This is a genomic window from Dyadobacter sp. Leaf189 (genome assembly GCF_001424405.1).
Lineage (GTDB): Bacteria > Bacteroidota > Bacteroidia > Cytophagales > Spirosomataceae > Dyadobacter.
In genome coordinates this window covers 854,543-880,987 of the sequence record NZ_LMPS01000005.1, presented here as the reverse complement: position 1 = coordinate 880,987, position 26,445 = coordinate 854,543, and the positions used below count along the sequence as shown (strand labels likewise).

The following is a 26,445-nucleotide window of genomic DNA, read 5'->3' as shown; positions in this document are numbered from 1 at the left end:
TTCAACAGACGAAATCATGAAACTACCTGAATTTGCCGTCAAAAATTATCAGTTTACGCTGGTGGTGTTCCTGGCAGTAATGGCGCTTGGCATTTATTCTTTGCTGACGATGCCGCGAAGCGAAGATCCCGACATTCACCCGCCGCAGTTTACAGTCGTGGTGATCTATCCGGGCGCAAGCCCGAAGGATATGGAGCAGCTTGTGGTGGATCCGATGGAGAAGAAGATTAACGAGTTGGACAATATGAAGCACGTGATCACCGATATTCAGGACGGGTTGGCGGTGATGCAGATCCAGTATAAGTACAGCTCCGATCCCGAAGATAAGTACCAGGAGATTGTGCGCGAGATCAACAGCATTCGCAGCCAGCTTCCTGCCGACATTGCGGATATCCGCATCAACAAACAGATCCCTTCCGACGTAAGTATCTACCAATTCGCGCTGGTCAGTGAGAATGCGACTTATACGCAGTTGAAGAAGTATTCGAAGGAGCTGAAAGAGCAGCTGGAAAAGATCAAGAGCCTGAAAAAAGTGGATTACCAGGGCATGCCTGAGCCACAGGTGAAGGTAAGTCTTAACCTGCAAAAGATCGCTCAGCAGCAGCTTACCCAAAATCAGGTAATCGCCGCCCTCCAAAGTGAGAATGTGAATATACCCGGTGGGAGCATCAGTATGGGTACCAAGAAGCTCAACATTAAGACGAGCGGTAACTATCGCACACTGGACGAAATCGCGAATACAGTTGTTTCCACGGCGAATGGGAAGATCGTTTACCTGAAAGATGTGGCCGAAGTAAAAATGGGCTATGAAGACGAAACCCACCTCGCCAGATTAAATGGATACCGTTGCAGTTTTGTGAATGTAAGTCAGAAAGAGGGAGAAAATATCATTGCCGTGCAGGACCAGGTGGCGCCGGTAGTGGAGCAGTTCAAAACCAGGCTGCCGGCCAATATCGAGCTGGTGAAAGTGTTCGACCAGGCAAAGAGCGTCGATACACGGCTCTCGCATTTTGCCCGCGATTTCGGCATTGCGATCCTGCTGGTGCTGCTCACATTGCTGCCGCTGGGTACACGGGCTTCGGTGGTGGTGATGATCTCCATTCCATTATCTCTCGCGATCGGGCTGACGCTGATGAACCTTTTCGGGTACAATATCAACCAACTGAGTATTGTCGGGATGATCGTCGCGCTCGGTATCTTGGTCGACGACAGCATTGTTGTCGTTGAAAACATTGAAAGGTACCTGCGAATGGGCTTTAACCGCGTGGATGCATCTATCAAAGCTTCCTCGCAGATCGGGTTGGCGGTAGTAGGCTGCACGATCCTGCTGATTTTCGCTTTTCTGCCGTTGGTATTTCTTCCCGAGGGTGCGGGTGATTTTATCCGGAGTCTGCCGCTTTCCGTTATTACCACGGTGTTTGCTTCTATGATCGTATCGCTGACGATCGTTCCCTTTTTATCAAGCGTGATTTTGAAGCCGCATGCGAGCGAGGAAGGTAATTTTTTGTTGAGGGGAATGAAAAAACTCATCCACGGAACTTACGGCACTATCCTGGATAAGGCATTGAAGCGCCCGGCCGTGACGCTGGTAATCGCCGCATTGATCTTCGCAGGCTCACTTGCCCTGGTCCCGCTCATTGGAAACTCACTTTTTCCCAAATCTGAAAAACCGATGTTCCTGGTTAGCATAGAAACGCCGCAAGGGACCAATATCAGGAAGACAAACCAGGTTGCCCGCTATGTGGAGGGTGTTTTGAAGCAGGAACCACAGATCACTTCTTTTGCTACGAATGTGGGTAAAGGAAATCCCAGGATCTACTATAACGTAGTCCAACACAATGAAAGCGAGAATTTTGCGGAGATTTTCGTGCAGGTAGAAGGTTTAAAAACCACGGAGAAAGTGGAAGTGATCGAGCGTCTCAGAAAGAAGCTGGAAGGCTATCCCGGCGCAGAGATCAAGGTGAAAGACTTTGAGCAGGGCCCGCTCATCGAGGCGCCGCTTGCTTACCGGATCTACGGTGAAAATTTATCAGATCTTCGTAAAACGGCATTTCGCGTAGCGGATCTGTTGGCCAAAACGGAGGGTACCATCTATGTGAACAACCCGCTGCTGGTGCAGCCTACTGACCTGCGTATCAGCATTAACAAGCAAAAAGCAGGAACCCTCGGCATTTCCTCTGCGGAAATCGACCGTACGATCCGGCTGGGGGCGGCGGGACTGAATGTGGCTACCTACCGCGAGGATGTGGGTAAGGCGGATAATTACGATGTGAATGTGTCCGTTTCGCGCAATGCAGCAGTTCAGGATTACAGTGTTTTTGACAAGCTGTATGTTACCTCCGCCTCGGGCGCAAGTATCCCTTTGAAAAACGTAGCGACGGTAGAATTCGAGAGTTCGCCCAATCAGATCCGGCATTACGATAAAGATCGCTACGTCACTGTATCCGCATTCGTGAAACCGGGCTATAATGTGCAGCGGCTTGATGAAGAGATTACTTCAAAGCTCAATCAATTCAGATTTGAGGATGGACAAACTTTCACGGTAGCCGGCGAAAAGGAAAGCCAGCAGGAAAGTTTCGGCGGTTTGGGACTCATTATCCTGGTAACTATTTTCGGCTTTCTGGGTGTGCTGATACTTGAATTCAAGACATTCAAAAGTATACTGATTGTGCTTTCTGTGATCCCGCTGGGCATTGTTGGCGGATTGGCTATGCTCTTCCTGACCGGCGAGACCCTCTCTTTCACTGCCACAATCGGCTTTATCGCATTGGTAGGTATTGAGGTCAAAAACTCATTGCTCGTGGTGGATTTTACGAATCAGCTGCGCGAGCAGGGCAAAGGAATTGAAGAGGCAATCATTGAAGCTGGCGAAATTCGTTTTGTGCCTATCCTGCTTACTTCACTCACTGCAATCGGGGGATTACTGCCGTTGGTGATCGAATACAGCGCGCTCTACTCGCCGCTTGCATTGGTGCTGATTGGTGGATTGATAAGCTCTACATTACTGTCGAGGCTAGTGACGCCGGTGATGTACAAGCTGCTCCCTCCGGCCATTGAGGTGAAGAAAGAAGTGCGTGAAGTTGCGGAACTGGCTTATTAGTAAAAAAAGTAATCGGTAGGCCGGGTTTGTTTAAGCCCGGCCTACTGATTTTGATTATAGCTGTATCAAACTTTGCAGTAGGGCAGGCCGCCTGAAAGCTTCGATGCTGCTGACCGGCAATGCTATTTCCGCAGACTTGTTGCAACGTAGGGCAACCGGCTTCACTACCAGTTTCTGGTTCATCGGATCGTAGCACCAATGCGACTCGCCGACGCCTTCGCGGAGGTTTTGTTCAAGTTCAGGAAGAGGTCCCGACGAGATGGTAGGTGCCAGCAGCGCTAGCCCAATGATTACGGCACTGCCACCAATCGCGGCTGGTGCCCATTTTGACTTCGCCATAGCACGCAGGTCGCGCGTGAGGGCGGAGTTTGGGAAGTTGAAGTTTTTAAATTGCATGGCTAAATAGTTAAGTAACAGAACAGGCGCAAATTCGCCTGCAGATAGCCCGTGCGGAAGTACTACTGTTTGAATTGTAGATTATTTTATCTGAACTGTGCCTATCAGTGCCTGAAACAGATTTGCTGTCAGCCGATTTTTGTGAGAAAAGCGCGGATATTTTCCCGGTATCCTCTTGTCCACTTTACTTTATCACCTGTGGAAAGATGGATAATGTACTCGCCATTAAAGTACGTTTCCAGTTCAGAAATATAGTTCATGTTAACGATGTTGGAGCGGCCAACGCGGATCATGATGTCGGGATCAAGCCGATTTTCCAGGCTGCTGAGGCTTTCGTAAATGGTGTAGGTTTTGGCAGCAGTATACACCGAAATGTAATTTCCGTCTGCCGAGAAGTGGCTGATATCTGCTGTTTTGACCAGATACATTTTACCGGCTTCTTTCACCAGAATCCTTTGCAGATAATTCTCCGGTCGCTCGCGCTGTTCTTTCAGGAGGTTGGCAACAAGCTCCTCCATGCGCGGCTGTGATTTGAGGCTCAGCCGCTCTTTTGCCCGCCCGAGCGACTGATGAAACCTGATCTCGTCAAACGGTTTCAGCAGGTAGTCAATCGCATTCACCTCGAAAGCACGAAGCGCATATTGATCGTAGGCAGTTGTAAAGACCACAAATGGCTGATAATGCGGCCAGATTTCCTTCAAAACCTGAAACCCGTCCAGCTCCGGCATTTGTATATCCAAAAAAACCAGTTCGGGCCGATACTGAAGTATTTTAATCACCGCCTCCGATCCATTGCCAGCCTCTCCGGCTACCTGAATGTGCGGGTCGTCTTTCAGAAATGTGCGGATCACATCTCTTGCCAGGATTTCGTCGTCAACGATCAGACTGGAATGTTTCATTGCTGCTCATTAATTTGGTTTTTGCCTGACCTTCAAAAAACAAGGTCACAATGGTACCTCCGCGCGCCGGCTGTTCGAAAGTCAGACCTGCTTTTTCTCCGTACGCCTGCTTCAATCTCGATGTTGTATTTTTCAGCCCGAGCCCCATTCCCTCCGAATCCTTCTGCTGTCCGGCTCCATTGTCTTCCACTTTTATTTCCAGTCCGCTGTTGCTTACGGTAGCTTTAATGCGGATCAGTGCGTCGGTAGTCACATCCGAGATACCGTGTGTGATGGAGTTCTCGACGAGCGGCTGCAAAATCAGCTGCGGCACCGGGTATAGTTCAGATGCAGGATCGATCTCGTATTCCACTTTCAGCCTGTCCTGAAACCTGACCTGCTGAATGCTCAGGTACTGTCGTGTAAGTTTAAGTTCTTCCTGCAATGGAATGAAATCAGCCTTTTGGTTAATCAAAACCGCCCGAAGCAGGTCGCTTAAAGTGGTGATCATTACGGTCGCCTTCCGGATATCATTCTTGATCATGAGGCTGATCACGGCGTGAAGCGTATTGAACAGGAAATGCGGGTTAAGCTGCATTTTCAGTGATTGCAGCTGCGCGTTGGCCAGCTGGCTCCGCAACTGTTCATTATTTAGCTCAATATCAAAATGCTGCTGCTTTAATGCCTGATAGCGATAGATATAAGACACTTTATTAAAGCCAACCACCAGCAGAAGGTACTGTGCAAAACTCCCTGCGAAGCCGAAATAAAAGGAAAAGAGGTATTTTTCAAGAGGAATCGACTTGCCTGCTACTTTGAACATCAGCGGATTGGTAACAAAATAATGCAGCAGGTTTACAAACACATTCAGAAAGCCTACTATAAACAGGTGGATTAAAATGGCTTTCAGGAGCGAACCGTCCCGCCCTTTGAATGCGATAGGCACTTTGAGCGAAGCCCATAGTACCAGCGGCGTAGTCGACCACCAGAATAATCCGTCAAGGAACCAGATAAAAAGCTCGTTCGGCTGCATGGTGAAGCCTTCACGAATGCGCCAGAGCATGGTGAGCTGCCACAAAGTGATCAATGCAAAAATGCCCCAGTAGCAAAACGAATACCACCAGAACTCTTTTTCGGAGACCGGCAACTTGGATTGATCGAGCAGTTTTCTCAGGAAATTATTTCGCTTTTCAGGCACGTTGCGGGAATGAGGATGTGGGTTGTAAAATAAGTGTGGCAAAATATGGTTTTCAGCGCATTTACTTAAACCGTTGGCTCACTTATCTGAACTGTGGTAAATGGGTCTGTAATGCCAATATTGGGTAGAGAAAGGATTTTTGCTTGTTTTATGTGAAAGCGACCTCAATGAAAAAGGCTTCCCTCAAGGACATTGCACATAAAGCCGGCGTTTCCACCGCCCTCGTTTCCTATGTTTTGAATGGGAAGGAGCGTGAAACGCGGGTAGGAGAAGCAATTGCGAAGAAGATCAGGGAGATCGCATTGGAGCTCAACTACCAGCCCAATCATTTGGCGAAGAGTCTGCGCAGCGGCAAAACGCACACCATTGGTCTGGTTATCGCCGATATTTCGAACCCGTTTTTTGCCAATATCGCGCGGGTTGTGGAAGACGAAGCCAAGCGAAACGGTTACACGGTTATTATAGGCAGCTGCGATGAAAACGCAGATAAATCCTGGGACCTGCTGAATGTACTGATCAACCGGCAGGTAGACGGGATCATCATTGTTTCCTCGGAAGGCTCCGAAAACCAGATCCATTATCTCAAAGAAAGGAAGATTCCGTTTGTGCTCCTGGACCGGCATTTTCCGGAAATTCAAACCGATTTTGTGGCAACAAACAATTACAAAGCCTCCTATGATGCTGGCATTCACCTCATCAAAGGAGGGTATACCCGGATCGGGATTATCGCCTATGATTCTAAAATGTACCACATGGAAGAGCGGGTACGCGGCTATAAACACGCACTGGCCGATAGTCAGATCCAGTTTCAGAATGAATGGTTGAAAGAGGTACGCTTCGACACCATGGAAGGCGAGGTACGAATTGCAATTGACCAGATACTGTCCCTGCCCGAGCGGGTTGAGGCACTTATATTCGCGACTTACGGATTGGCGATCAATGGACTGAGATACATCAACGAGCTCCGGCTCAAAGTGCCGCAAGATCTGGCGATTGTCAGCTTCGGTCAGGCAGAAGTTTTCGACCTGTACTATTGTCCGATCTCCTATCTTCGCCAGCCGCTTGAACTGTTGGGGAAAACGGCAGTGGAATTTCTGCTCGCCAAATTTGTTAACCCGGAAGAAGGAGTAAGGCAGATCCTAATGGAGGCCCGGCTGATAGCAAGGGAATCTTCCAGTGCAAAGAAGTAATTGTGCATGGAAGGAGCGAGTTAGCGCTTCAAGTGGCGCGGAGCAAAAAGGCGCTCACAATTGATGAAATAGATAGTTAATTAACACAATGAATAAAGAAAAGTTTTCATTCCCGCTATTTGAGAAAGCTCCTCTGGTAGGGATTATCCGGAATGTAGATCTGGAAGATATCAAGCAAATTCTTCCTATTTACAGGGAAGCTGGTCTTACCACAGTAGAAATCACCATGAACACCCCTGGCGCAGCTGACATAATCCGGTATGCTGTGGAAAATGAAGCGGCAGGTCTGAATATCGGAGCGGGTACGGTTTGCACAAAAGATGATTTGAAAAGTGCCTTAAAGGCCGGCGCCCAGTTCATTGTTACGCCTGTGATCAGCAAGAAAGTAATCAAATCGTGTGTGAAAAAGGGAGTTCCTGTCTTCCCCGGTGCATTTACACCTACCGAGATTTATAATGCATGGAGCCTCGGAGCGACAATGGTGAAAATTTATCCGGCAACCTCCCTGGGACCTGAGTATATCAAAGACCTTAAAGCCCCTATGAACCAGCTCAAACTTCTTCCAACAGGAGGCGTGGGCCTGGACAATATGGTCGCATTCATGAAAGCAGGCGCAAATGGACTCGGTATCGGAGGACAGCTCTTCGATAAGAAGCTGATCCAGAATAAAGATTGGGAAGGTTTGAAAAGCCATTTTATCCAGTTTGTTCAAAAACTGGCAGAGCTCTGATTACCTGAAACCCATGTGAAAAGTATATTCCCCGTATTACTACCTATTTGTATATAACATTTAATACTTTTTAATAGTATATAATGTAATTACAGGTAGCTACTTTTCAACATTAATACTAATGTTAGGAAGCTCCACATGAAGCTGCACTTTGGCCTTCAAAGCAGCAAATACGCGGATCAATGTATCTAGCGTCATGTTCGCTGCATTGTTTTCCAATTTCGAGATCTGCGCTTTTTGTACACCAACAAGCTTACCCAACTCTTCCTGTGTAAGCTGCCTTTCAAGCCGCGTGTCCCTGATTGCTTTGCCCACCAGGTCTATCTGCAGGTTGTACTCGAACCTGTCCCGGGCGGGTGTCCCGATCTTGCCGATTAATTCGTCCTGTACTTCGTCAAGTGTGAAAGTTTTCATTTTTTGAATGGTTTATTTTTCATCGAAATACTTACTTCTAAGTTTTTGAGCTCTGCCAACTTCATTTTCCGGCACTTTGCTTTGCTTCTTGATAAAACCATGTGTCGCAATGACCATCGTTTGTTCTGCCTGAGACTTATCCCAAAATGCCAGAAGCCGGTACTGTAAACCTTGATATAATGTCCGGAACTCCCATATTTCACTATTAAGCTTCTTCAAAAGCTCCGGGTCATTCTTGGCTTGTGCTTTCCTGACGTTGTACAATATTTTTTCGGAATGTTTCTTATCCAGTGCTTTCAGGAAAGTAAACGCCTCTTCGAGGAATACCACCTCAAATAATTTTTCAATCATAAAGTTACATCATTTTTTTGTTTCTATATATGGAAACCATCTTTTTTCAAGATTTTTTTCCTCCTTTCCTTTTTAGACGTAGCGTTAACTGGAAAGTAACTGTGGATCTGGCTTTATTTTTCGTGAGCTCGGCCTGGATCAGGCGATTTATGGTCATATGTGGCTAAAAAGCCAGTATAGAACGGAGAGGATGGTATTTTAAAGTCAGGAAACAATTTTAAACTTAAATTACCTCTTGCATGAAAAGTGCTATCCCAAGAAGCTGGTTGGGCATTTGCCTGGCTTTTTTGTTAATCACGCTACTAACCCCGCAATCAAGTATGGCGCAAAGCAAGGAAGAATCAGAAGTTGCAAAAGCAGTGGAGTCTTTGAAATTGCTGCTTGTTGAACCCAATCAAAAAGGGCTTGAAGCAATTTCTTCCAAAGACCTGAGCTATGGCCATTCGAATGGGTTGGTTGAAGATCAGAAAACATTTGTCGAGTCGCTGATGACCAGCAAGTACGACTTTGTAACGATGGATCTCACGGAACAGACCATCAAGATAGTTGGCAATGCGGCGATCGTGCGTCACATTCTTACCGCTAAGACGAATGACGCCGGAAAAGGCCCCGGTAATGCAAATATCAAAGTGTTGCAGATGTGGCAAAAGCAGGCAGGCGGCAAATGGATTTTGATCGCCCGTCAGGCTGTGAAGATCGTCGCTTAACAATTAATTAGATATTCAAATGAGAGCGGCAGGAGCAATCTTGCCGCTTTTTGTTTCTGAAAGGATTGGGCAAACAACAAAAAAATGGCGGTCATTTCTGACCGCCCGCAACCCACAACAAAGAGTGGCACAGTATTAATCTGCGATTACGTGATTGTAGTCCAGGACTAATCTAGGGTTTTCTTTCGAAACCTGTATTTGTGTTCAGTCATCACATTATTCTGCGGAAAACAGCACTTTTAGATGCTTGCAAAGTAACCCGAGGATTATTTTGCGGTTCGCCAGAAGCGACTCCTGTAATGTGATGAACGAGGTTGCGGAGGCTAAGCTAATGCAATTTCAGGCAAAGCCAAAATCTGCCTAGTAGAAAAAACCCCAGATTGTGTAGCGAATTGTTCAGAAAGACTGGCAAGGGCAATGTGCGTCTTTATGCTTCTTTCAGGTTTAGTTTGGACACATATCAGCATTCCGTCGATTTAGACCGGAATGGCACAATTTTGACGTAAAATAGTAGTCTATGGAAAATTTATCAGATAATGGTAGTGCAGGAAGATTAATAATAGTCGCGTACCGCCTGCCTTTCAAACTGGTTTGGGAGAACGACCAGCCCCGATTATTCCAAAATTCGGGCGGTCTGGTCTCCGCCGTCTTATCGCTTGTTAAAGATACCAGCAATGCTGCTTTTAATGCGAACGAGAAAATTCAATGGGTTGGGTTTTCTGAGAATACGCAGGAGGAGCTGGAAGGACAGTCCATGGAGAACGACAACTTCCAGGCGCATCCGGTCTTCATTCCCGAAGAGATGAATGAAAACTATTATGAAGGTTTTTGTAACAACCTCATCTGGCCGCTATGCCACTACTTCCCGTCGCTCGCCCGCTTTGAAGATGCTTATTTCGAAGCTTATCAGCAGGCCAATCAGCTTTTCTTTGAAAAACTGTCAGAGATCATCAGACCTGGCGATGTGGTTTGGGTACAGGATTACCAGTTGATGCTCCTGCCTGGTATGATCCGGGAGAAATTTGCTGCCAACAAGGTCGGCTTCTTCTTTCACATACCTTTTCCTTCCTACGAACTCTTCCGCATGTTGCCGACAGGCTGGCGGAAGGCGATTGTCAATGGAATTTTAGGGGCTGATGTGGTTGGTTTTCATACCAATGATTATGTAGAGTACTTTCTGAAAGCCGCGCGACTGGTTTCGGAACATGGCAACAAGCTGCATTACATTAATATGAGCAACCGGATTGTGAAGGTTGATTCATTTCCGATCAGTATCGATTTTGCCAAATTCAATGATGCGTATAATAAGCCGGAAGTGGTGCACGCCAGAGAGGATGCGCGTCAATCTTTGAAGGAGAAGATTATCTTTTCCGTGGACAGGCTTGATTATTCCAAAGGTATCATTCACCGGCTGCGTGGTTACCAGCGGTTTTTAGAACGATACCCCGAGTGGCACGAAAAGGTTTCTTTCGCGATGGTGGTAGTGCCTTCACGGGACACAATCGAGCAATATCAGCAGATGAAATCCGATATCGATCAAACGGTAGGGAAGATCAATGCAGATTTTGGAAGTATCTCCTGGCAGCCCATTATTTATCAGTATCGCTCGATGCCTTACGATGAGCTTGTCGGCATGTACACTGCCAGTGATGTGGCACTGATCACGCCGGTGCGTGACGGGATGAATCTGGTTTGCAAGGAATATGTAGCTAGTCGGAAAGACCGCCGGGGAGTGTTGATACTCAGTGAAATGGCGGGTGCAGCTGCGGAGCTTGGTGAAGCTCTGATCATCAACCCGCTTGACAGACAGGATATCGCAGATGCGATCAAACTTGCCTTTGAAATGCCGGAAGAGGAACAGATTAAACGAATGGACGCAATGCGCGAGCGCATCAGAGACTACGATGTTTTTGCGTGGACAAACGACTTTTTTACACAAATGACAATGCTGGAACAAGAACACGAAAGATTAAAACAGGCTTTTTTGACCGACAATGGAATCAATGCGATCCGTCTGGCTTACCGAAGAGCTTCAAACCGGATCCTGTTTTTTGACTATGATGGTACACTCGCGCCGATCGTGCCTGATCCCGCAAAGGCCATTATTTCTCAGGATGTAAAAAGACTGATCGGCGAAATTGCGCAGCGTGACACGGTAGTAATCGTGAGCGGAAGGGACAAGTTTTTCCTGGACAAGCTTTTCAGGGACTTACCTGTACATATGATCGCCGAACACGGCGCTTTGATCAAATTGAAAGGTGAAGAAGATTGGACATTGAACGAGAATTATGAGGAGGGATGGAAAGATAATATTCGCCCGATCATGGATATGTATGCCAAAAGATGCCCTGGCGCATTTGTGGAGGAAAAGGAAACTTCGCTTGCCTGGCACTATCGTACTGCTGACGACCCGGAATACGCAACACGTCGCGCTCAGGAGTTGTTATGGCAATTGAAAAACTACATTCAGCCTGAAATGAACTTGCAGGTAATTGATGGAAACAAGGTTGTGGAAGTTAAGAAGACTGCATTCAACAAGGGAACTGCAACGAAGATGTTTGTAGATAATGGCAGCTATGATTTCGTTTTGGCGATAGGAGATGATACTACGGATGAAGATATGTTTGAAGCATTGCCGGAAACATCTTATACCATTAAAATCGGGGATGATTTGTCTGCTGCCCGAAATCACATTAAAAGTCAGGAAGAGGTATTCTACTTTTTGAACTTCATGGTATCTGCCGACCAGGAATAGGTAGGGTTACTAGCAAAAGCGGCCCGGCGATTTCGCCGGGCCGCTTTTATTTTCAGGCGACAGCAAGCTCGCCGCCGCTCGAATCGAGGTTTTCAAGTTTGATGAAGTGACAAACGTATCCTGCGGATCTTAATGCAGTCTCAATCACTTTGAAGTCTGAAAGCTCAGATGTGAGTGTAAGCATCAGATCCTGGAAATCGTAAGCCCAATGTTTTACATTCAATTGTTTGAGGCAATCGTGGAGGCGTTGAAATGACTTATTGTTTTTGATCCGCGTTCTAAACGAAATCTTATATGTGTTTTTCATTCTGGCTAATTAACGGTCGGTTGATATTCAATTGGCAATCGCTGTGGATCAAAGATGCTAATTATTTATAATAATTCCAAATAAGAAGCTCCGATTTCCAGCTTTATACGTAAACAAAAAAGCCTCGCAATTCGTAAGGCCGAAATTGCGAAGCTTTTCTGAAAAAGGTTTTATTATATTATTAAGAAAATATTAGATTTTACATTAATTACTTTACATAACTATCAACCAGCCCAGGCAACTCGCAGAAACTCAACCCAGTTCTTCCACATGATCTTCTCGATGTCTTCATCAGCGTAACCACGGGAGGCTAGGAGGGGAGCGATTGTTTGCAGGTCGGCAATGGAGTCGAGGTCGCCGGGAGATTGTTCTTTGCCGTAAGCGCCGTCAAGGTCAGATCCTATTCCTACATGATCCGCATTGCCTGCTATCTGGCAAATATGATCAATATGCTGTACAATGTGCCCGATCTTCAATCCGGTACTTTCGGGCGTGGATTTTCCTCTTATCCAACCGGGAATCATCATCCACGCGTCAAATGCCATTCCGATCACCGCGCCTCTTTCGATCAGTGCCTTGATCATCTCGTCTGAAAACTGGCGGTTGTGCGGAGTAATAGCCCGTGTGAGGTTGTGACTCGCCCAAACCGGACCTTTATAAATGTTGAGCGCTTCCCAGAATGCAGTATCGCATAAGTGCGTCGCGTCGAGGATCATATTTAACCTATCCATTTCAAGGAGCAGGTCTTTTCCTTTTTGCGACAATGGCGCGTTAGAATCAGTACCATAGGCATATACGCCAGGCCCGTAATGCGCAGGGCCAATGGCGCGAAGTCCGTAGTTGTAGGCGATTTCCAGGTTTTTCAGACTGATCAGGGAATCCGCGCCTTCAAGACTTAGTATATAGCCGATCGGCAGGTTTTCGGTTGAAGCTGCATTTTGCCAAAGTGACAAATGTGCCGTGAGTTGTTCAAAATTCGTGATCTGGAACATTTCACCCGCTTCCTCCATGGCCTTGTACCACGCAATCTGCGCCTGGCTTTGCGCCCAGGCCTGGGCCTGGGAATGCCAGCCGGGTATCTTACTGTCAGGCTTGACAAACCGGGCAATTTGCGTGGCTACGCAGATACCGATATTACCTTTCCGCATTTCCGGAAAACTGACTACGCCTTTGCCGCGGTCGGGTTTGTCGGTCAGGTTTTTTTCCCGCTCTCTTATTGCATACAGGTCCTGGGTCAAGTCCCGGTTCCATTCCACCGCGTTCATGGAGAGATCGAGATGGGCATCAAATAAAAACATACAAATTGATTTAAATAGTTAATCTCCGGCTCCGTGCGACAATCTTCCATTCGCCTTTGATCGCTCCGGCTTCAATGATTGTAGCAAAGTCGTGAAGCGCGACAGTCGGGCAAACGTGATAGGGTAATGCGTAAAAGACATCACCTATATTAACACTTTCCCAAACATCATTATTTACCTGTAAAACCCCGTGTTCTTCACTCTGGCTGAGCAACGTGTATCCATTCAGGTTCAAAATGCGGAGGCGGTTTTCAATAGGGTTTTCCGCCGCTATCGCTTTGTGTCCCAGGTCGATGGTGACAATCCCGACGGTGGGTTTTGAAACAACGCGCGTCAGTATCAATGCGGCATGCTCAAAAGGCTGGCCATCGAACCGGTCGCCGTAGCCCCAATCCCAGAGTATGTTGGTACCTGGACTCAGATATACATGCTCTCGCAATGCATGAACAGTAAAGGAAGGAGAGCCGCCGACTATGATCATGGGATCACGCCCGACGTCATTTTTAACCAGGTCGATCAGTGGCAGTACTTCATCATAGGCAGCGTCACTGGCGATTTTCCGTTCAGAGAATTCCGGATTACGGATATGTCCGTCATACACATGCAATCCGCCAACTTCCAGGTGTGACATCGTTGTGAGAAACCTGTAAAGCGACAGCAGCGAACCGTCGATCGGGTGACCTGACCGATTCATTCCATTGTTGACATCGATAAACACACTTGCTTTCAGGCCGCGGGCCAGTGCTGCATCGTTAAGCTGACTGGCTGATTTTTCATTATCCACGAGAGACGAAAAGACAACATAAGGAAATGCTTCTTTCAGCCGGAACAATCGCTCAATGTTCGGACCAACCATCTGGTAAGAAAGGAGGATCCACTTCGCACCCGCATTGGCGACCATCTCTGCTTCGGCAATTGTGGCGCATTTGAATTTGCTGATACCCTGTTCAAGCTGAATAGCAACGATCTCTGCGCATTTGTGTGTTTTTACGTGAGGAACAAGTCGTTCCGCACTTCCAGCAATGCTGATCATCCCCCGGATATTATGACGTATCCGGTCTTCAAAAAACAGCAGCGAAGGCGAAATAACCTGATCGGGATTATCTAGTTGGTACCACATGGCGGTTTAATGAGTGAATGAGTGAATGAATTCAAAATTAAAACTATCACTTCTCTTCAAGCTCAAACATAGCCTCGATCTCTACCGGGATGTTGTCTGGCAGGCTGCCCATTCCTACGGCGCTTCTTACGCCGATTCCGTTTTCTTCACCCCAGATCTTCGCAAAAAGTTCGCTGGCGCCGTTGATGATGAATGGATGTTTTTCAAACTCTGACGTACAGTTTACCATTCCTAATACTTTGATCACTCTCTTCACGCGGTTTAGACTGCCCAGATTTGCCTTCAATGTAGATAGGATAGTTAATCCAACCTGGCGCGCTGCGAGCTTTCCCTGATCCTGGTCCATATCCGCGCCGATCCTGCCGATGATCAATTTGGCATCGTCTTGTACGGGTCCGTGTCCCGATACGTACACCCAACGTTTGTCAACGATAATCATTGGTTTGTAAACGCCAAGAGGCTTGGGAGCGGGTGGCAGCGTAAGTCCAAGCGCCGCGAAATTTGATTCAGGTGTATTTTCCATTTTTGTTTTCCTCCGTTCGCTAAAGCGAACGGGTATGGATTAAATTGATTTGCGATTTTTTTTTAACATCCATTTCCGTTCGTTTCAACGAACGGGAAAAGGGGGGTATTTGCCGGATGCTTACGCTACGGTCAAAAACAAATTTAGTATCAAAACGCCCACCAATCCCATAATTGACACAATTGTTTCCATTACAGACCAGGTAAGCAGCGTGTCTTTGATGCTTAGATTGAAGTATTCTTTGAACAGCCAGAAGCCGCCGTCGTTGAGGTGTGAAAACATCAAACTTCCTGACCCAATGGACAGTACGATCAATTCCGGCTGTACGGAAGCATTAATCAAAAGAGGAGAAAGGATACCCACAGTTGTCAGTCCGGCTACCGTTGCAGAACCTACGCAAACGCGTATCACAGCAGCAATTCCCCAGCTCAGGACCAAAGGAGATACATCAATCCCAGCCAGGCTCTCTGCGATATAGGTACTCACGCCGCTTGCTGTCATGATCTCCTTGAATACACCTGCACCGGCAATAATCAGCAGGATCACAGATACGCCTTTGAATGCTTCTTCCATTGATTTACTGATCTTCTTCATATCCATTCCGCGGGCGATGCCGAGGGTGTAGGCCGCGAAAAGTACAGAGAGGAGCATACCGAAATACGGTTCGGCAAGAAGTCCGATGATCTTGTTATCAGGATAATACCGCTTGATACCTGACATCGCGGTAAGTAGAAAAACAGGCAGCAATGCGGTAATAATGCTGATACCGAGCCCGGGTAGCTCGGAGCTGGGCCTGGCTTTTACATTAAAAAGATCTTCGTCAGGTTTTGGTTGAAAGCGTTTCAATGTACTTCCAAAAATCGGCCCTGCTACTGCGATAGCAGGAATGGAGACAATAATACCGTATAAAAGCGTTTGACCGAGATCAGCATTCAGCTGACTGGCGATGGCGGCTGGCGAGGGGTGGGGTGGGAGGTAACCGTGTGCTACCGATAACGCCGAGAGCATTGGAATACCGACATAAAGTAATGGAAGGCGGGCAGTGGCGCTGATCATGAAAATCAATGGGATCACGATCACAAAGCCTGCGTTATAGAAAAGCGGGATTCCAATTACAAACCCCGCCAGCGCCATTCCCCATTGAATGTATTTTTGTCCGAATAAACCGATCAATGCATCTGTAATCCTTTGGGCAGCCCCGCTGTCGGCCACCATCTTCCCGAGCATGGCGCCGAAGCCTACAATGAGAACGAGGTCGCCCAACGTTCCGCCTACACCTTTCTGAATTGCTTTACTGACCGTTTCAACAGTCAACCCGCTCGCAAGACCAAGCCCGATCGATACAAGTAGAAATGAAATGAACGTATCAATTTTGAGCCACGCGATCAGGAGAATCAAAGCCAGGATCGCAATGAAAGTAAGTAGTAAGGGCATAATCGAAATGGTAGGAAAGTAAGCTAACGGTTATAAGCCGGAATAAAGCGTTTTTTAATGACAGATGCCAATTTAGTTTTGCAGGACGTAATAATCGGCATAAAATACACGGGATCACACATATAGCCGGACTGCCTCCAAATAGCATAAAAGATAGTTGCTAGACTGGGCAAAAATCGCGAAATTTGACTTTTTACAAAGGATAATATTGCATTAATTCACTGAGCAGTTGAACATATCCAATCGCTCGTTTTAACAAATTTCGATTCTTTTCTAACACTTTATGGCAGAATCTTCTGGTGAAAACATTATCCCGATTAATATCGAGGATGAAATGCGCGGGGCCTACATCGACTATTCGATGTCCGTTATTATCTCCCGCGCATTGCCCGACGTTCGCGATGGCTTGAAACCGGTACATAGGCGGGTTCTCTACGGAATGTCGGACCTGGGCGTTAATTACAACCGTGCGCATAAAAAGTCAGCTCGTATAGTAGGGGAGGTTTTAGGGAAGTATCACCCTCACGGTGACTCTTCTGTTTATAATACCATGGTGCGTATGGCGCAACCCTGGTCGCTGCGGTATCCATTGGTTGACGGACAAGGTAACTTCGGTTCTGTCGACGGTGACAATCCTGCGGCAATGCGTTATACAGAAGCGCGTCTGAAAAGAATTGCCGACGAACTTTTGAATGACCTGGGCAAGGACACGGTTGATTTTCAGCCCAACTTTGACGACTCGCTGAATGAACCTACCGTACTTCCTGCCAAATTCCCGAACCTGCTTGTAAATGGCTCTTCGGGTATCGCGGTTGGTATGGCGACGAATATGGCGCCGCATAACCTGTCGGAAGTAGTTGACGGTGTGCTCGCTTACATTGACGATAATGAGATTACCATTCCGCAGTTGATGGAGCACATCAAGGCTCCTGATTTTCCAACAGGCGGTATTATATATGGTTACAATGGCGTAAGATCAGCAATGGAAACCGGCCGCGGTAGCATTATCATGCGTTCCAAGGCGATTTTCGAAGTTGCTAAAAACGGTCGGGAGCAGATCATTGTTACCGAAATTCCGTACATGACCAACAAGGCTGCAATGATCGAAAGGATTGCAGCGCTCATCAATGAGAAAAAACTTGACGGGATTTCTGATATCCGCGATGAATCGGATAGAGATGGAATGCGCATTGTTTTTGATCTTAAAAAAGATGCGATTCCGAACATTGTACTGAACCACTTGTTCAAGTACACACCGTTGCAGACTTCTTTTGGCGTAAACAACGTGGCGCTTGTAAAAGGCCGCCCTGTTACGTTGAACCTGAAAGACCTGATCAAACATTACGTAGATCACCGGATCGTGGTAATCACGCGCCGTACAGAGTATGAGCTGAGAGAAGCTGAAAAGCGCGCGCATATTTTGGAAGGGTTGATTATCGCACTTGACAACCTGGATGCTGTCATTTCATTGATCCGCAGCTCGCGTGATCCTGAAACAGCAAAAAATGGTTTGATGGAGCAATTTGCATTGAGCGAGATCCAGGCGAAAGCGATTCTGGAAATGCGTTTGCAAAGGTTGACAGGTCTGGAAAGAGACAAGATTGTGAAGGAGTACGAGGAGATCATGCTCTTGATTGCAGACTTGCGCGACATTCTTGCAAATGAATTCCGTAAATACGAGATCATTAAGACCGAGTTGACTGAGATTAAAGAACGTTACGGCGACGAGCGCCGGACGAAAATCGAGTTTGCTGCGGAAGAGTTCAGCGATGAGGATATGATTCCTGACGATGAAATGCTCATCACGATTTCGAATGAAGGTTACATTAAAAGGACACCTTTGGCTGAGTACCGGACGCAAACAAGGGGCGGAGTAGGGTCACGCGGCGTGAAAACCAAGGATACCGACTTCACCGAGCACTTGTTCTCTGCGACTATGCTTAACTACCTGCTGATCTTTACTGAGTATGGTAAGTTGTTCTGGATGAAGGTGTATGAAGTGCCGGAAGGTAGCAAAACATCGAAAGGCCGGCCGATCCAGAATTTGATCAGTTTGGAAAATGGTGACTCAATACGCTCGGTGATCAATGTGCGTACTTTGTCAGATGAGGATTATATCAACAATAATTACCTCATTATGTGTACCCAGCAGGGCACAATTAAGAAGACTTTGCTGGAAGCTTATTCAAGACCACGTGCAAACGGAATTATCGCAATCTCGATCAATGAAGGCGACAGGCTTCTGAATGTGGCGCTGACGAATGGAGATAATGATATTGTAATTGCGTCTAGTGCCGGCCGTGCGGTTCGCTTCAATGAGAAAGGAGTTCGTCCGATGGGAAGAACTGCTGCGGGAGTTAGAGGTATCAACCTGACCGAACCAGGCAACAAGGTAATCGGAATGGTTTGTATCAACCGTGAAGATGCGCAGCTCCTGGTTGTTTCTGAAAATGGTTTTGGAAAACGTTCGAATATAGATAGTTACCGCGTAACAAACCGCGGTGGTAAGGGAGTTTCCACGATGAATGCAACCGATAAAGTTGGAAAACTGGTTGCAATCCGGGAGGTAACTGAGCAGGATGACCTGATGATCATCACACGGAATGGTATCGCGATCAGGATGAGCGTGTTGGATATCCGTCTAGCTGGTCGTAATACGCAGGGTGTGAAGTTGATCAGATTGAACAACTCTGACGAGATCACATCGGTAACGAGGATCCTGAAAGATCCGGACGAGAAGGCGGCTGAGCTGGATGAGGATGGTAATGTAATTGCCAAGCCGATTGCAGAAGGACAAGTGCTCGACGGAGAGGAAATCCTGCCCGCTGATGAGCTTGACGAAGAGGTGGAAGACGATGTGATCGAAGACGATGAGGAAGACGAAAATGATCCTTCTGAGGAACCAGAGGCATGATTTTTGTAAAAATTATATTAATTGATTTATATTTAGGATTCGAACAAACCAATCACAATCAAAGTTAATATTTATGAAAAGACTGTTTTTTGTATCTGCACTTAGCCTTTTCAGCCTGGCAGCAGTCGCGCAAGACGATGCTGTCAACAAGGCTCTGGTAGACGGATTTCGAAAGGAAAAAGAGAAAAGCGATAAAGATGTAACTGATCCAAAGGCAAGCGCAAAAGCTGCATTTTGGATGGAGCGTGCCAAGTTGTACGAAAACATCGCATCGCAGGCTTCTCAGGTCGATTCGAGTGCTGCAAAGACTGCAATGGAAGCATATAAAAAAGTTGTTGAACTTGACGTAACCAAAAAAGGGGAGCCAGGGAAATCTTCGAAAGAAGCAACAGCGGCACTTACAGCAGGAGAGGGCACCCAGCTTTTTAATGCATTTGTAAGACAGGGAGCTGAGAAGTACCAGGCTAAAAACCTGAACGGAGCTCTTGAAATGTTCTCAATGGCGCAGGAGATCAATAAAAAAGATACACTTGCTTCTTTGTATGCCGGTATTGCGGCGCAGCAGTTGGATAAAAAGGAAGATGCTAAAAAGTCTTTCGAAACTTATGCAACAAATGGCGGTAAAGATCCAAGCGTATACTATGGTTTGGCTCAGCTGTACCGTGCAGAAAACAACTTCGATAAAGCAATCGAGACTTTGAATAAAGGATTAACTCAATCCCCTAACAACAAAGATCTTAAAGCGGAAGTTGTGAATATTTTGCTTGCATCTGGTAAAGAAGACCAGGCTATCAAAGAGCTTGAAGGTTTGGCCGCTGCTGATCCTAACAATACACAGAACATCGTGAACCTTGCAATCCTGTATGATAACATGCAGAGAACAGCAGCTGACAAGATCAAGCAAATGAGCGCTAAGTCAGGATCAGGTGCAAATTCAGCAGCTACTTTGACTAAGAATCTTGAAAGCGAAAAAGGTAAGATCGAAGTTTATGACGGTGAAGTAAAACGTATCAGCGCATTGATCAAGAAGCAGCCGAAAAATGCTGATCTGAAACGTCAGCTTGCTGACGTAAATGCGAAGAAGAAAGAATCACTTGCTGCTATTACCAAACTGGAAGGTGAAGTAAGTGCTGCGCAGGAAGCTGCAAAAAGCAGTGCAAGCTCAGGATCTGAAAAAGAACTGGCTGACCTGAAAGCAAAACAAGCAGATGCAGCAAGCAAAGCAATGGCTAACTATCAGAAAGTATTGCAAATTGACGCTGCTAACTACGATGCACTTTTCAACCTTGGCGTGTTCTACTTTAATGAGGCTGTTCAGTTGAAAGGCGAAGTTGATAACATGAACATGACAGAGTATCAGCAGAGAGGTAAAGAAGTTGAAGGTCGCGTTTGCGGTAAATTCAAAAAAGCGAAACCATACTTCGAAAAAGCAATTCAGGCGAAAGACGAAGCGGAAGCAAAAGAAACACTTGCAACTGTGAACAGCGTACTGGAACAATTTACAAGCAAAGGTGTTGCTTGTGTTGAGCAGTAAGCAATATTAGTTTTTTGAATATTGGAAAGAGCGGTAACGAAAGTTACTGCTCTTTTTTTGTTCCAATAGCGTTAAAATGCGAGTTACTACCGATCTCAGGCGGGAGCAATGTTATGATAGTCCGATTATCCAACAGCTGCTTCAACCCAACCGGATCCGGATAAGGAATATGCATTGTGGGTTGCCGAAGGTAGTTCGGATTGTTTGTTTGAAGGTAGCTAACTACGTTTTTGGTTTGAACAACGGAATGTCGGTGCACCCGTTGTACGTCATGCATATCTGATTTGAACCTCTTTCTGTGCCCATGAAAAAACAGAGGGAAGATACTTAGGATCAGATATTTGTACCATTTTGCCACTTTGTATTCCTCCACAAAACGAATTGCAAACCACGCATTCGCGACCAGTCCAATACTTAGCAATTCTGTATATCGGGAAGGTAAAGCTGTAAGTTCCTGTCCCCGGCCGAATGCAATAGCCATAGCTTGAGTCAGGGACCACATTACACATCCTGCCATAAAGAAATCACTTTTACGGAGCCTGTTCCGTTTCAACAAAAATGCAAGGGTAATGAGCGCAGGCGACCAAAGTGGAGCAGCGATCCAGTTGTGGGGACCAACAGGCCAGCTCAGAATCAGTAACAATGAATGTGTCCATTCTGACAAATTTCTTGCGCGGTACATGTCATGAGCTGCAATGTGCGGAATTTGGAAATATCCGATTATGGCCATTATTGTTAAAGCTGCAACAAGAATCCAATACTGAATCTTGTTTCCGGGTTCGCTTAGCCATTGAAGCAGATACACACCTGCTACTGTAAGTGGAGTCAGAATGCCTGACGCCGTGGTGAGGGTACTTAGGAAGCAGAGTAAGAAGACTAAAAATTGCGCCGAGGCTCTTTCCGGAAAGGCAGTGCTCAGACCAAAAGCTGTCACTACAAACAGTATCAGAAAGTAGAACTGGCTTTGAAATCCTACCAGCCAGTTTTCGAAAGAGAATGGAAGTGTGAACTGTGCAATCAAAAAAGGTAAAATCCACCATTTTCTTCCATTCAGGCCATTGAACCTGTAAAGAAAACCAAGTAGGATTGTAGGGATAGTAGCTGCAAGAACTACATTGACTTTTGCGGAAAAGAGGTTATTCCATTGACCTGTGATCTGGAATAACATCAGTGAAAACAGTCGGGTAGGGAAGATGCGGTGCTCATTGTGTGGGTTCCAAAGATCTGATACTTTGAGAGTTCCTTCCACCCAGGGGCGTATTAAATGATCTCCTTCGGCGTCCCATTGATCCCAGAAAGGTAGCGCTACAGCATAGTTTTCAACATAGCAAAGCCGTATAGCAACTACGAGAAGAAAACTCAATATCACTATCCAAATTCCTCTCATATCATTTCGCTGATTTTCCAAACAGTCGGCTCCATATCAATTTTGCTTTCAATCCCCATATCTGCCGATAGATGAATGCATTCCGTTTTGACTTCCTGGTTTTTTGAATGAAGTACAACGTTTCATAATGTTCAAGAATAAATCGGGCGTAGGCAATGGAGAGGTAGGAGTGTAGGCGGGTCTCAAATAGGGCCGCTAGTTTTTTCACAAAAGCTGGATTTTTATTGAGCGTAAATCCGGCACAATGTCTGATCCATTTCAGTTCCCGTTCGAGTTTCACAATATCCCGATTCTCATGATAATGTTTGTTGACCGTCTTTCTGTAATTAAGTATATCAGTGGAATTACTGGAATGTTGCCTGTAATCGACGAGGCATTCCCGCACGCAATGAATCGTACCTAAATTGGCGGCAGCATATGCTATCCAATGATCGTGAAAATACTCGGGATTAAACGGCAGAATATTTTTGAGAAGGTCTTTCCTAAACAAACAGCTATGGCCGGAAACGCAATTAAACAGTAGGAAAACCGCTGGCTGATCTCCGTTATACAGATTAATCACATCTGACATTTTCCTGTTAAGAAATGCTCCGCTTTCATCTATGAAACTGGAATCATGGTATACAAGTTGGTGACTTCCAATCTCTTCAACCAGTCGTCGCAACTTCTCCGGATGCCAGATATCATCCTGATCTGACAATGCGATGTATGAACCATTGCAAAGTTGAAGAGCCTTTTCGAAATTCTTGCTGTAACCTACATTGACCTCATTTTTGTACAAGTGAAGGAATGGATATCGTTGCTGATACTCAAGCAGAATATTCCATGACGCATCCGTGCTATTATCATCTACCGCGATGATTTCCTTGTTTTCATAGCTTTGATGGATCAATGAATTCAGTTGTTCTCTCAAAAACTTTTCCCCGTTGTACACACAAAGTGCAATTGAGATCAGCGGTTCATCCATGTGATGCCTGTTTTGAAATCCTAGATGATGCATGTAACACGGATAAGCCCCTTAGCCTTTAAACCCCAACTTTTCTTGATTATGAAGAACAATTTGCTGATACTGCTTTTTGTAAGAATATACAACAGGCTTGATCTGTTCTTCCAAATCGTATAAGCATAGGAAAAGTGGAAAAATGAGTTGTTTCTACAGAGGCTTTTTCGATGTAAAAATTTTACGAAACTTTGCGAAGACGATTCGATCAGTGAGCAGGCTTCAAGCCAGTTACTCTCTATCTGAATCTTGTCTTTGATGATCCGGGGACCTGCACGTCTCATTGGCGAGGCAAGTAAGTTTGTGCAGTTGTGATCATGTATCCGATATTGAACAAGACTTTCGCTGACGAAATCGATTGATCCAACGCAGCATGCAACGTAGGCAAGCCACTGGTCATAATGGAATTCGCTCGAGAAGGGTAGTGCGTAATTCAAAAGCGACCGCCGCATCAATATCGTGTGGCCGGAAACACAATTCATGAAAAGAAACGTTTCCGGCGTTGAACCCTTGTAGAAGTTAAATTTGCCTGACATTCTGCGGTCCATTGCTTTCCCACTGCTGTCAATTAAATCTGAATCGCAATAGATAAGTGTATGATTTTGAATGGCTTGTAGTTGAACTCTCAGTTTTTCTTTACTCCAGATATCGTCCTGGTCGCATATCGCGATGAACTGGCCGGCGCAAAGCTTCAGAGCTTTTTCAAAGTTCTTGTTATAGCCTAATCTTGATTCGTTGGAATGTATCCGGATGAATGGATACTCAGCAGCGTAAGTCAGGAGAATGTCAAAAGTAAGATCTGTGGAACAATCGTCAACGACAACGATTTCTAGATTATTGTATGATTGCGTGACGAGTGAGTCTAATTGTTTCTTCAAAAATCGCTGCCCGTTATAAGTACAGAGAGCAACAGAAATAAGAGGTGTGTTATTCATAATATGAAAATTGTGCAGGAGCAATTTTCATATTATCATCAGTATCAGCAGCAATTGATTAGCGTGGGGTACTTGTAGATACTTAAGTGGTTATACTAGTAGAGTTAGGAGACAGTAAAATAGCTATTTAACATAATATAAATTATACAACTTTCGTTTACTGAAATTGCGGCGACTATACATTCAATACTTTTATAACATTCATACAGCTTCTGCGTGACAGTCTCTTAAAACTGCTACCTGGGCAGCTCCATTACCTATTCAGAAGCGCCTGAGATTTGATTAATCCTGCCCGATATTCAGGAGCGAAAGCTCTGATCAATTCTCAAGCGCTGTAAGCTTGCTTTATTCACCGCTAACTGACTGCATTTCAAATGTATTACAGTCGGTTATTGGCTTGTTTGAAATTCTTCCCGGAATTTGAAAATCAAGCGATGTCGCAGATCTCAACACATTGTTTCAGGGATGCCAGCGGCTCGCGCTTTGGTATAAACTCCTGAGCCACAAAGCCTTTGTAGCCAGTATCTACAATTGCCTTCATAATGGCAGGATAATAAAGTTCCTGACCTTCGTCAATCTCGTTCCGTCCGGGAACTCCGCCTGTGTGGTAGTGACCAATGTATTTGTGATACTTGTTAATCGTAGCGATTACGTCGCCTTCCATAATAGACATATGGTAAATGTCATAAAGCAACTTGAACCGCTCGGAACCAACCATTTCACAAAGACCAGCTCCCCAGGCTGTGTGGTCGCACATATAATCCCTGTGGTTCACCTTGCTGTTGAGCAACTCCATGATCATCGTGATGCCATATTTTTCAGCCGACGGCATTAATCTTCTTAGTCCGATGGCGCAGTTCCTCATTCCGTCAATGTCCGACATTCCGCGCCGGTTTCCTGAAAAGCAGATGACGGTTGAATATCCGGCTTCCTGTAATTTTGGAAAAAGATCCTCATAACTCTTCACCAGCTCGTCGTGCAATGCCAGATCGTTAAATCCTTTTTCGATTCCCATTCCTGCGCCGTTCGGCAGTGCGCAGGTAAGTCCGTACTTTTTCAGGGTTGGCCAGTCTTCGGGACCTAATAGCTCAATGGAAGTAATTCCGATCTTTTTGCATTCCTGCGCAAACGTGTCCAGTGGAATTTTACCATAACACCATTTACAAACAGAATGATTGATTTTACCTTTCAGCTTTGGACCGAGTACTTTTTCGGTAGCTGCAAAAACATCAGATATGGAAAGTACACCGGCAGTACTGGCGGCGATATTTTTTAATGCGTTGCGTCGGCTCGACATAATTGTAAGTTTTGAAGTATCAGGCAATGTCACAGATTGTAACTCCTTGTTTTAGCGAAGCGATATCATTGTTGCGGCTCGGAACAAACTCCTGTCCCACAAATCCTTTGTAACCGGTTTCAACAATTGCTTTCATGATCGTCGGATAATAAAGCTCCTGCGTTTCATCAATTTCATGTCTACCCGGAACACCGCCCGTGTGGTAATGCGCAATATACTTGTGATACTTTCGGATGGTCGCGATTACGTCGCCTTCCTGAATTTGCATGTGGTAAATGTCGTAAAGCAGCTTGAATTTTTCCGAGCCAACCATATCGCAGAGGCCTGCCCCCCACTCTGTCCGGTCGCACATGTAGTCCCGGTGGTTTACCTTGCTATTCAACAGCTCCATCACCAGTGTCACATTATGTTTTTCGCAGAGCGGTATCAACCTTTTAATTCCGACTGCACAGTTCCGCATTCCATCCACATCCGACATGCCACGCCGGTTTCCAGAAAAGCAAATGATCTTGTCATACCCTGCCGCCTGAACTTTCGGAATTACATCCTCAAACCCTTTCACCAGTTCGTCATGGTTGGCGGGATCATTGAAACCCTTATCGATACTCCGGGTCAGGCCCTCGCCCCAGGGAAGCGCGCAGGTCAGTCCGTGTTTTTTGATAACCGGCCATTCTTCTGGTCCGAGCAGTTCGATGGAGGTAATGCCAATTTTCTTGCATTCCTGTGCGAATGTTTCAAGCGGAATTTTACTGTAACACCATTTGCAAACCGAGTGGTTGATCTTTCCATTCAGCTGAGGGCCAAGTGCATTTTGTGAATCTGCAAATGCTTTTGATAATGAGGCTGTAAATGGCACGATCCCCGCTCCCATTGCGAGGTTTTTTAAGACCTTCCTTCTACCTGAAATTCTTGTCATTATGAAGCTTAAATAATTGAATTTGCCTAAAAAAAGTAGTGATGCCGCCGGTATTATCAGC

22 protein-coding genes are annotated in these 26,445 nt (G+C 45.9%); 7 read left to right on the top strand and 15 right to left on the bottom strand.

Translation table 11 applies throughout. The features are described from left to right. The first annotated feature begins 16 nt into the window (after nucleotides 1–16). Complete coding sequence (locus ASG33_RS18035) at nucleotides 17–3,100, top strand: efflux RND transporter permease subunit (protein ID WP_056288255.1); 3,084 nt, start codon at nucleotides 17–19, stop codon at nucleotides 3,098–3,100. Nucleotides 3,101–3,154: 54 nt separating this feature from the next. Here the strand turns inward: ASG33_RS18035 and ASG33_RS18030 are convergent, their stop codons facing one another. The 3 genes from ASG33_RS18030 to ASG33_RS18020 form a co-directional block, all read right to left on the bottom strand. Beyond that, nucleotides 3,155–3,496 carry a hypothetical protein gene (locus ASG33_RS18030; protein WP_056288252.1) on the bottom strand — a complete coding sequence of 114 codons (342 nt, stop codon included), beginning with the start codon at nucleotides 3,494–3,496 and terminating at the stop codon, nucleotides 3,155–3,157. A 128-nt stretch (nucleotides 3,497–3,624) separates the two neighbouring features. Next, nucleotides 3,625–4,395: a LytTR family DNA-binding domain-containing protein gene (locus tag ASG33_RS18025; protein WP_056288248.1), complete on the bottom strand. Its 771-nt coding sequence runs from the start codon at nucleotides 4,393–4,395 to the stop codon at nucleotides 3,625–3,627. Next, a complete protein-coding gene (locus ASG33_RS18020; protein ID WP_229238711.1) occupies nucleotides 4,370–5,614 on the bottom strand; it encodes a sensor histidine kinase in 1,245 nt (414 codons plus the stop codon). Before ASG33_RS18020 ends, ASG33_RS18025 begins: the two co-directional genes overlap by 26 nt. A 125-nt stretch (nucleotides 5,615–5,739) precedes the next feature. Between ASG33_RS18020 and ASG33_RS18015 the strand changes: the two genes are divergently transcribed. Together ASG33_RS18015 and ASG33_RS18010 are read left to right on the top strand one after the other, a co-directional pair. Beyond that, nucleotides 5,740–6,762: a LacI family DNA-binding transcriptional regulator gene (locus ASG33_RS18015; RefSeq protein WP_056288245.1), complete on the top strand. Its 1,023-nt coding sequence runs from the start codon at nucleotides 5,740–5,742 to the stop codon at nucleotides 6,760–6,762. An 88-nt stretch (nucleotides 6,763–6,850) separates the two neighbouring features. Continuing rightward, the gene (locus ASG33_RS18010) at nucleotides 6,851–7,492 is read left to right on the top strand and encodes a bifunctional 4-hydroxy-2-oxoglutarate aldolase/2-dehydro-3-deoxy-phosphogluconate aldolase (RefSeq protein ID WP_056288241.1); all 642 of its coding nucleotides are present in this window, start codon (nucleotides 6,851–6,853) and stop codon (nucleotides 7,490–7,492) included. A 99-nt stretch (nucleotides 7,493–7,591) separates the two neighbouring features. On the opposite strand, the gene ASG33_RS18005 is transcribed toward ASG33_RS18010, so the two are convergent. Next, entirely contained in the window at nucleotides 7,592–7,906 is a 315-nt protein-coding gene (locus ASG33_RS18005) for a helix-turn-helix domain-containing protein (protein ID WP_056288238.1), read from the bottom strand. Nucleotides 7,907–7,918: 12 nt separating this feature from the next. Further along, on the bottom strand, nucleotides 7,919–8,257 hold the full coding sequence (locus ASG33_RS18000; RefSeq protein ID WP_200942801.1) for a type II toxin-antitoxin system RelE/ParE family toxin: 339 nt from the start codon (nucleotides 8,255–8,257) through the stop codon (nucleotides 7,919–7,921). A 239-nt stretch (nucleotides 8,258–8,496) separates the two neighbouring features. Here ASG33_RS18000 and ASG33_RS17995 point away from each other — a divergent pair, with 239 nt between their 5' ends. Further along, the gene (locus ASG33_RS17995) at nucleotides 8,497–8,964 is read left to right on the top strand and encodes a nuclear transport factor 2 family protein (RefSeq protein ID WP_082489290.1); all 468 of its coding nucleotides are present in this window, start codon (nucleotides 8,497–8,499) and stop codon (nucleotides 8,962–8,964) included. 517 nt (nucleotides 8,965–9,481) lie between these two features. Continuing rightward, the gene (locus ASG33_RS17990) at nucleotides 9,482–11,719 is read left to right on the top strand and encodes a bifunctional alpha,alpha-trehalose-phosphate synthase (UDP-forming)/trehalose-phosphatase (RefSeq protein ID WP_056288232.1); all 2,238 of its coding nucleotides are present in this window, start codon (nucleotides 9,482–9,484) and stop codon (nucleotides 11,717–11,719) included. A 52-nt stretch (nucleotides 11,720–11,771) separates the two neighbouring features. Here the strand turns inward: ASG33_RS17990 and ASG33_RS17985 are convergent, their stop codons facing one another. The 5 genes from ASG33_RS17985 to ASG33_RS17965 all read right to left on the bottom strand — a co-directional run bounded on the left by ASG33_RS17985 (nucleotide 11,772) and on the right by ASG33_RS17965 (nucleotide 16,401). Beyond that, nucleotides 11,772–12,026, bottom strand: coding sequence for a hypothetical protein (locus tag ASG33_RS17985; RefSeq protein WP_056288225.1), 255 nt, complete (start codon nucleotides 12,024–12,026; stop codon nucleotides 11,772–11,774). Nucleotides 12,027–12,250: 224 nt separating this feature from the next. Continuing rightward, the gene (locus ASG33_RS17980; protein WP_056288221.1) at nucleotides 12,251–13,324 is read right to left on the bottom strand and encodes a dipeptidase; all 1,074 of its coding nucleotides are present in this window, start codon (nucleotides 13,322–13,324) and stop codon (nucleotides 12,251–12,253) included. A gap of 10 nt (nucleotides 13,325–13,334) precedes the next feature. Next, the gene (locus tag ASG33_RS17975) at nucleotides 13,335–14,444 is read right to left on the bottom strand and encodes a D-TA family PLP-dependent enzyme (RefSeq protein WP_056288218.1); all 1,110 of its coding nucleotides are present in this window, start codon (nucleotides 14,442–14,444) and stop codon (nucleotides 13,335–13,337) included. Between the two features lie 46 nt (nucleotides 14,445–14,490). Next, entirely contained in the window at nucleotides 14,491–14,967 is a 477-nt protein-coding gene (locus tag ASG33_RS17970) for a RidA family protein (RefSeq protein WP_056288214.1), read from the bottom strand. A 120-nt stretch (nucleotides 14,968–15,087) separates the two neighbouring features. Next, nucleotides 15,088–16,401, bottom strand: coding sequence for a gluconate:H+ symporter (locus ASG33_RS17965; RefSeq protein WP_056288212.1), 1,314 nt, complete (start codon nucleotides 16,399–16,401; stop codon nucleotides 15,088–15,090). A 283-nt stretch (nucleotides 16,402–16,684) separates the two neighbouring features. Between ASG33_RS17965 and gyrA the strand changes: the two genes are divergently transcribed. Both gyrA and ASG33_RS17955 read left to right on the top strand, forming a co-directional pair. Next, nucleotides 16,685–19,315 (top strand): DNA gyrase subunit A, encoded by a 2,631-nt coding sequence (gene gyrA, locus ASG33_RS17960; protein WP_056288209.1) that lies wholly within the window; start codon nucleotides 16,685–16,687, stop codon nucleotides 19,313–19,315. A 73-nt stretch (nucleotides 19,316–19,388) separates the two neighbouring features. After that, nucleotides 19,389–20,849, top strand: coding sequence for a tetratricopeptide repeat protein (locus ASG33_RS17955; protein ID WP_056288206.1), 1,461 nt, complete (start codon nucleotides 19,389–19,391; stop codon nucleotides 20,847–20,849). A 43-nt stretch (nucleotides 20,850–20,892) separates the two neighbouring features. Here ASG33_RS17955 and ASG33_RS17950 read toward each other — a convergent pair whose 3' ends face one another. The 5 genes from ASG33_RS17950 to ASG33_RS17930 all read right to left on the bottom strand — a co-directional run bounded on the left by ASG33_RS17950 (nucleotide 20,893) and on the right by ASG33_RS17930 (nucleotide 26,384). Then, complete coding sequence (locus tag ASG33_RS17950; RefSeq protein WP_056288203.1) at nucleotides 20,893–22,236, bottom strand: hypothetical protein; 1,344 nt, start codon at nucleotides 22,234–22,236, stop codon at nucleotides 20,893–20,895. Between the two features lies 1 nt (nucleotide 22,237). Beyond that, nucleotides 22,238–23,203 carry a glycosyltransferase family 2 protein gene (locus ASG33_RS17945; RefSeq protein ID WP_229238710.1) on the bottom strand — a complete coding sequence of 322 codons (966 nt, stop codon included), beginning with the start codon at nucleotides 23,201–23,203 and terminating at the stop codon, nucleotides 22,238–22,240. A gap of 20 nt (nucleotides 23,204–23,223) precedes the next feature. Further along, on the bottom strand, nucleotides 23,224–24,171 hold the full coding sequence (locus ASG33_RS17940; RefSeq protein WP_056288198.1) for a glycosyltransferase family 2 protein: 948 nt from the start codon (nucleotides 24,169–24,171) through the stop codon (nucleotides 23,224–23,226). Nucleotides 24,172–24,598: 427 nt separating this feature from the next. Then, nucleotides 24,599–25,468 (bottom strand): hydroxypyruvate isomerase family protein, encoded by an 870-nt coding sequence (locus ASG33_RS17935; protein ID WP_056288195.1) that lies wholly within the window; start codon nucleotides 25,466–25,468, stop codon nucleotides 24,599–24,601. Nucleotides 25,469–25,487: 19 nt separating this feature from the next. Continuing rightward, nucleotides 25,488–26,384 (bottom strand): hydroxypyruvate isomerase family protein, encoded by an 897-nt coding sequence (locus ASG33_RS17930; RefSeq protein WP_056288191.1) that lies wholly within the window; start codon nucleotides 26,382–26,384, stop codon nucleotides 25,488–25,490. Nucleotides 26,385–26,445: the final 61 nt, after the last annotated feature.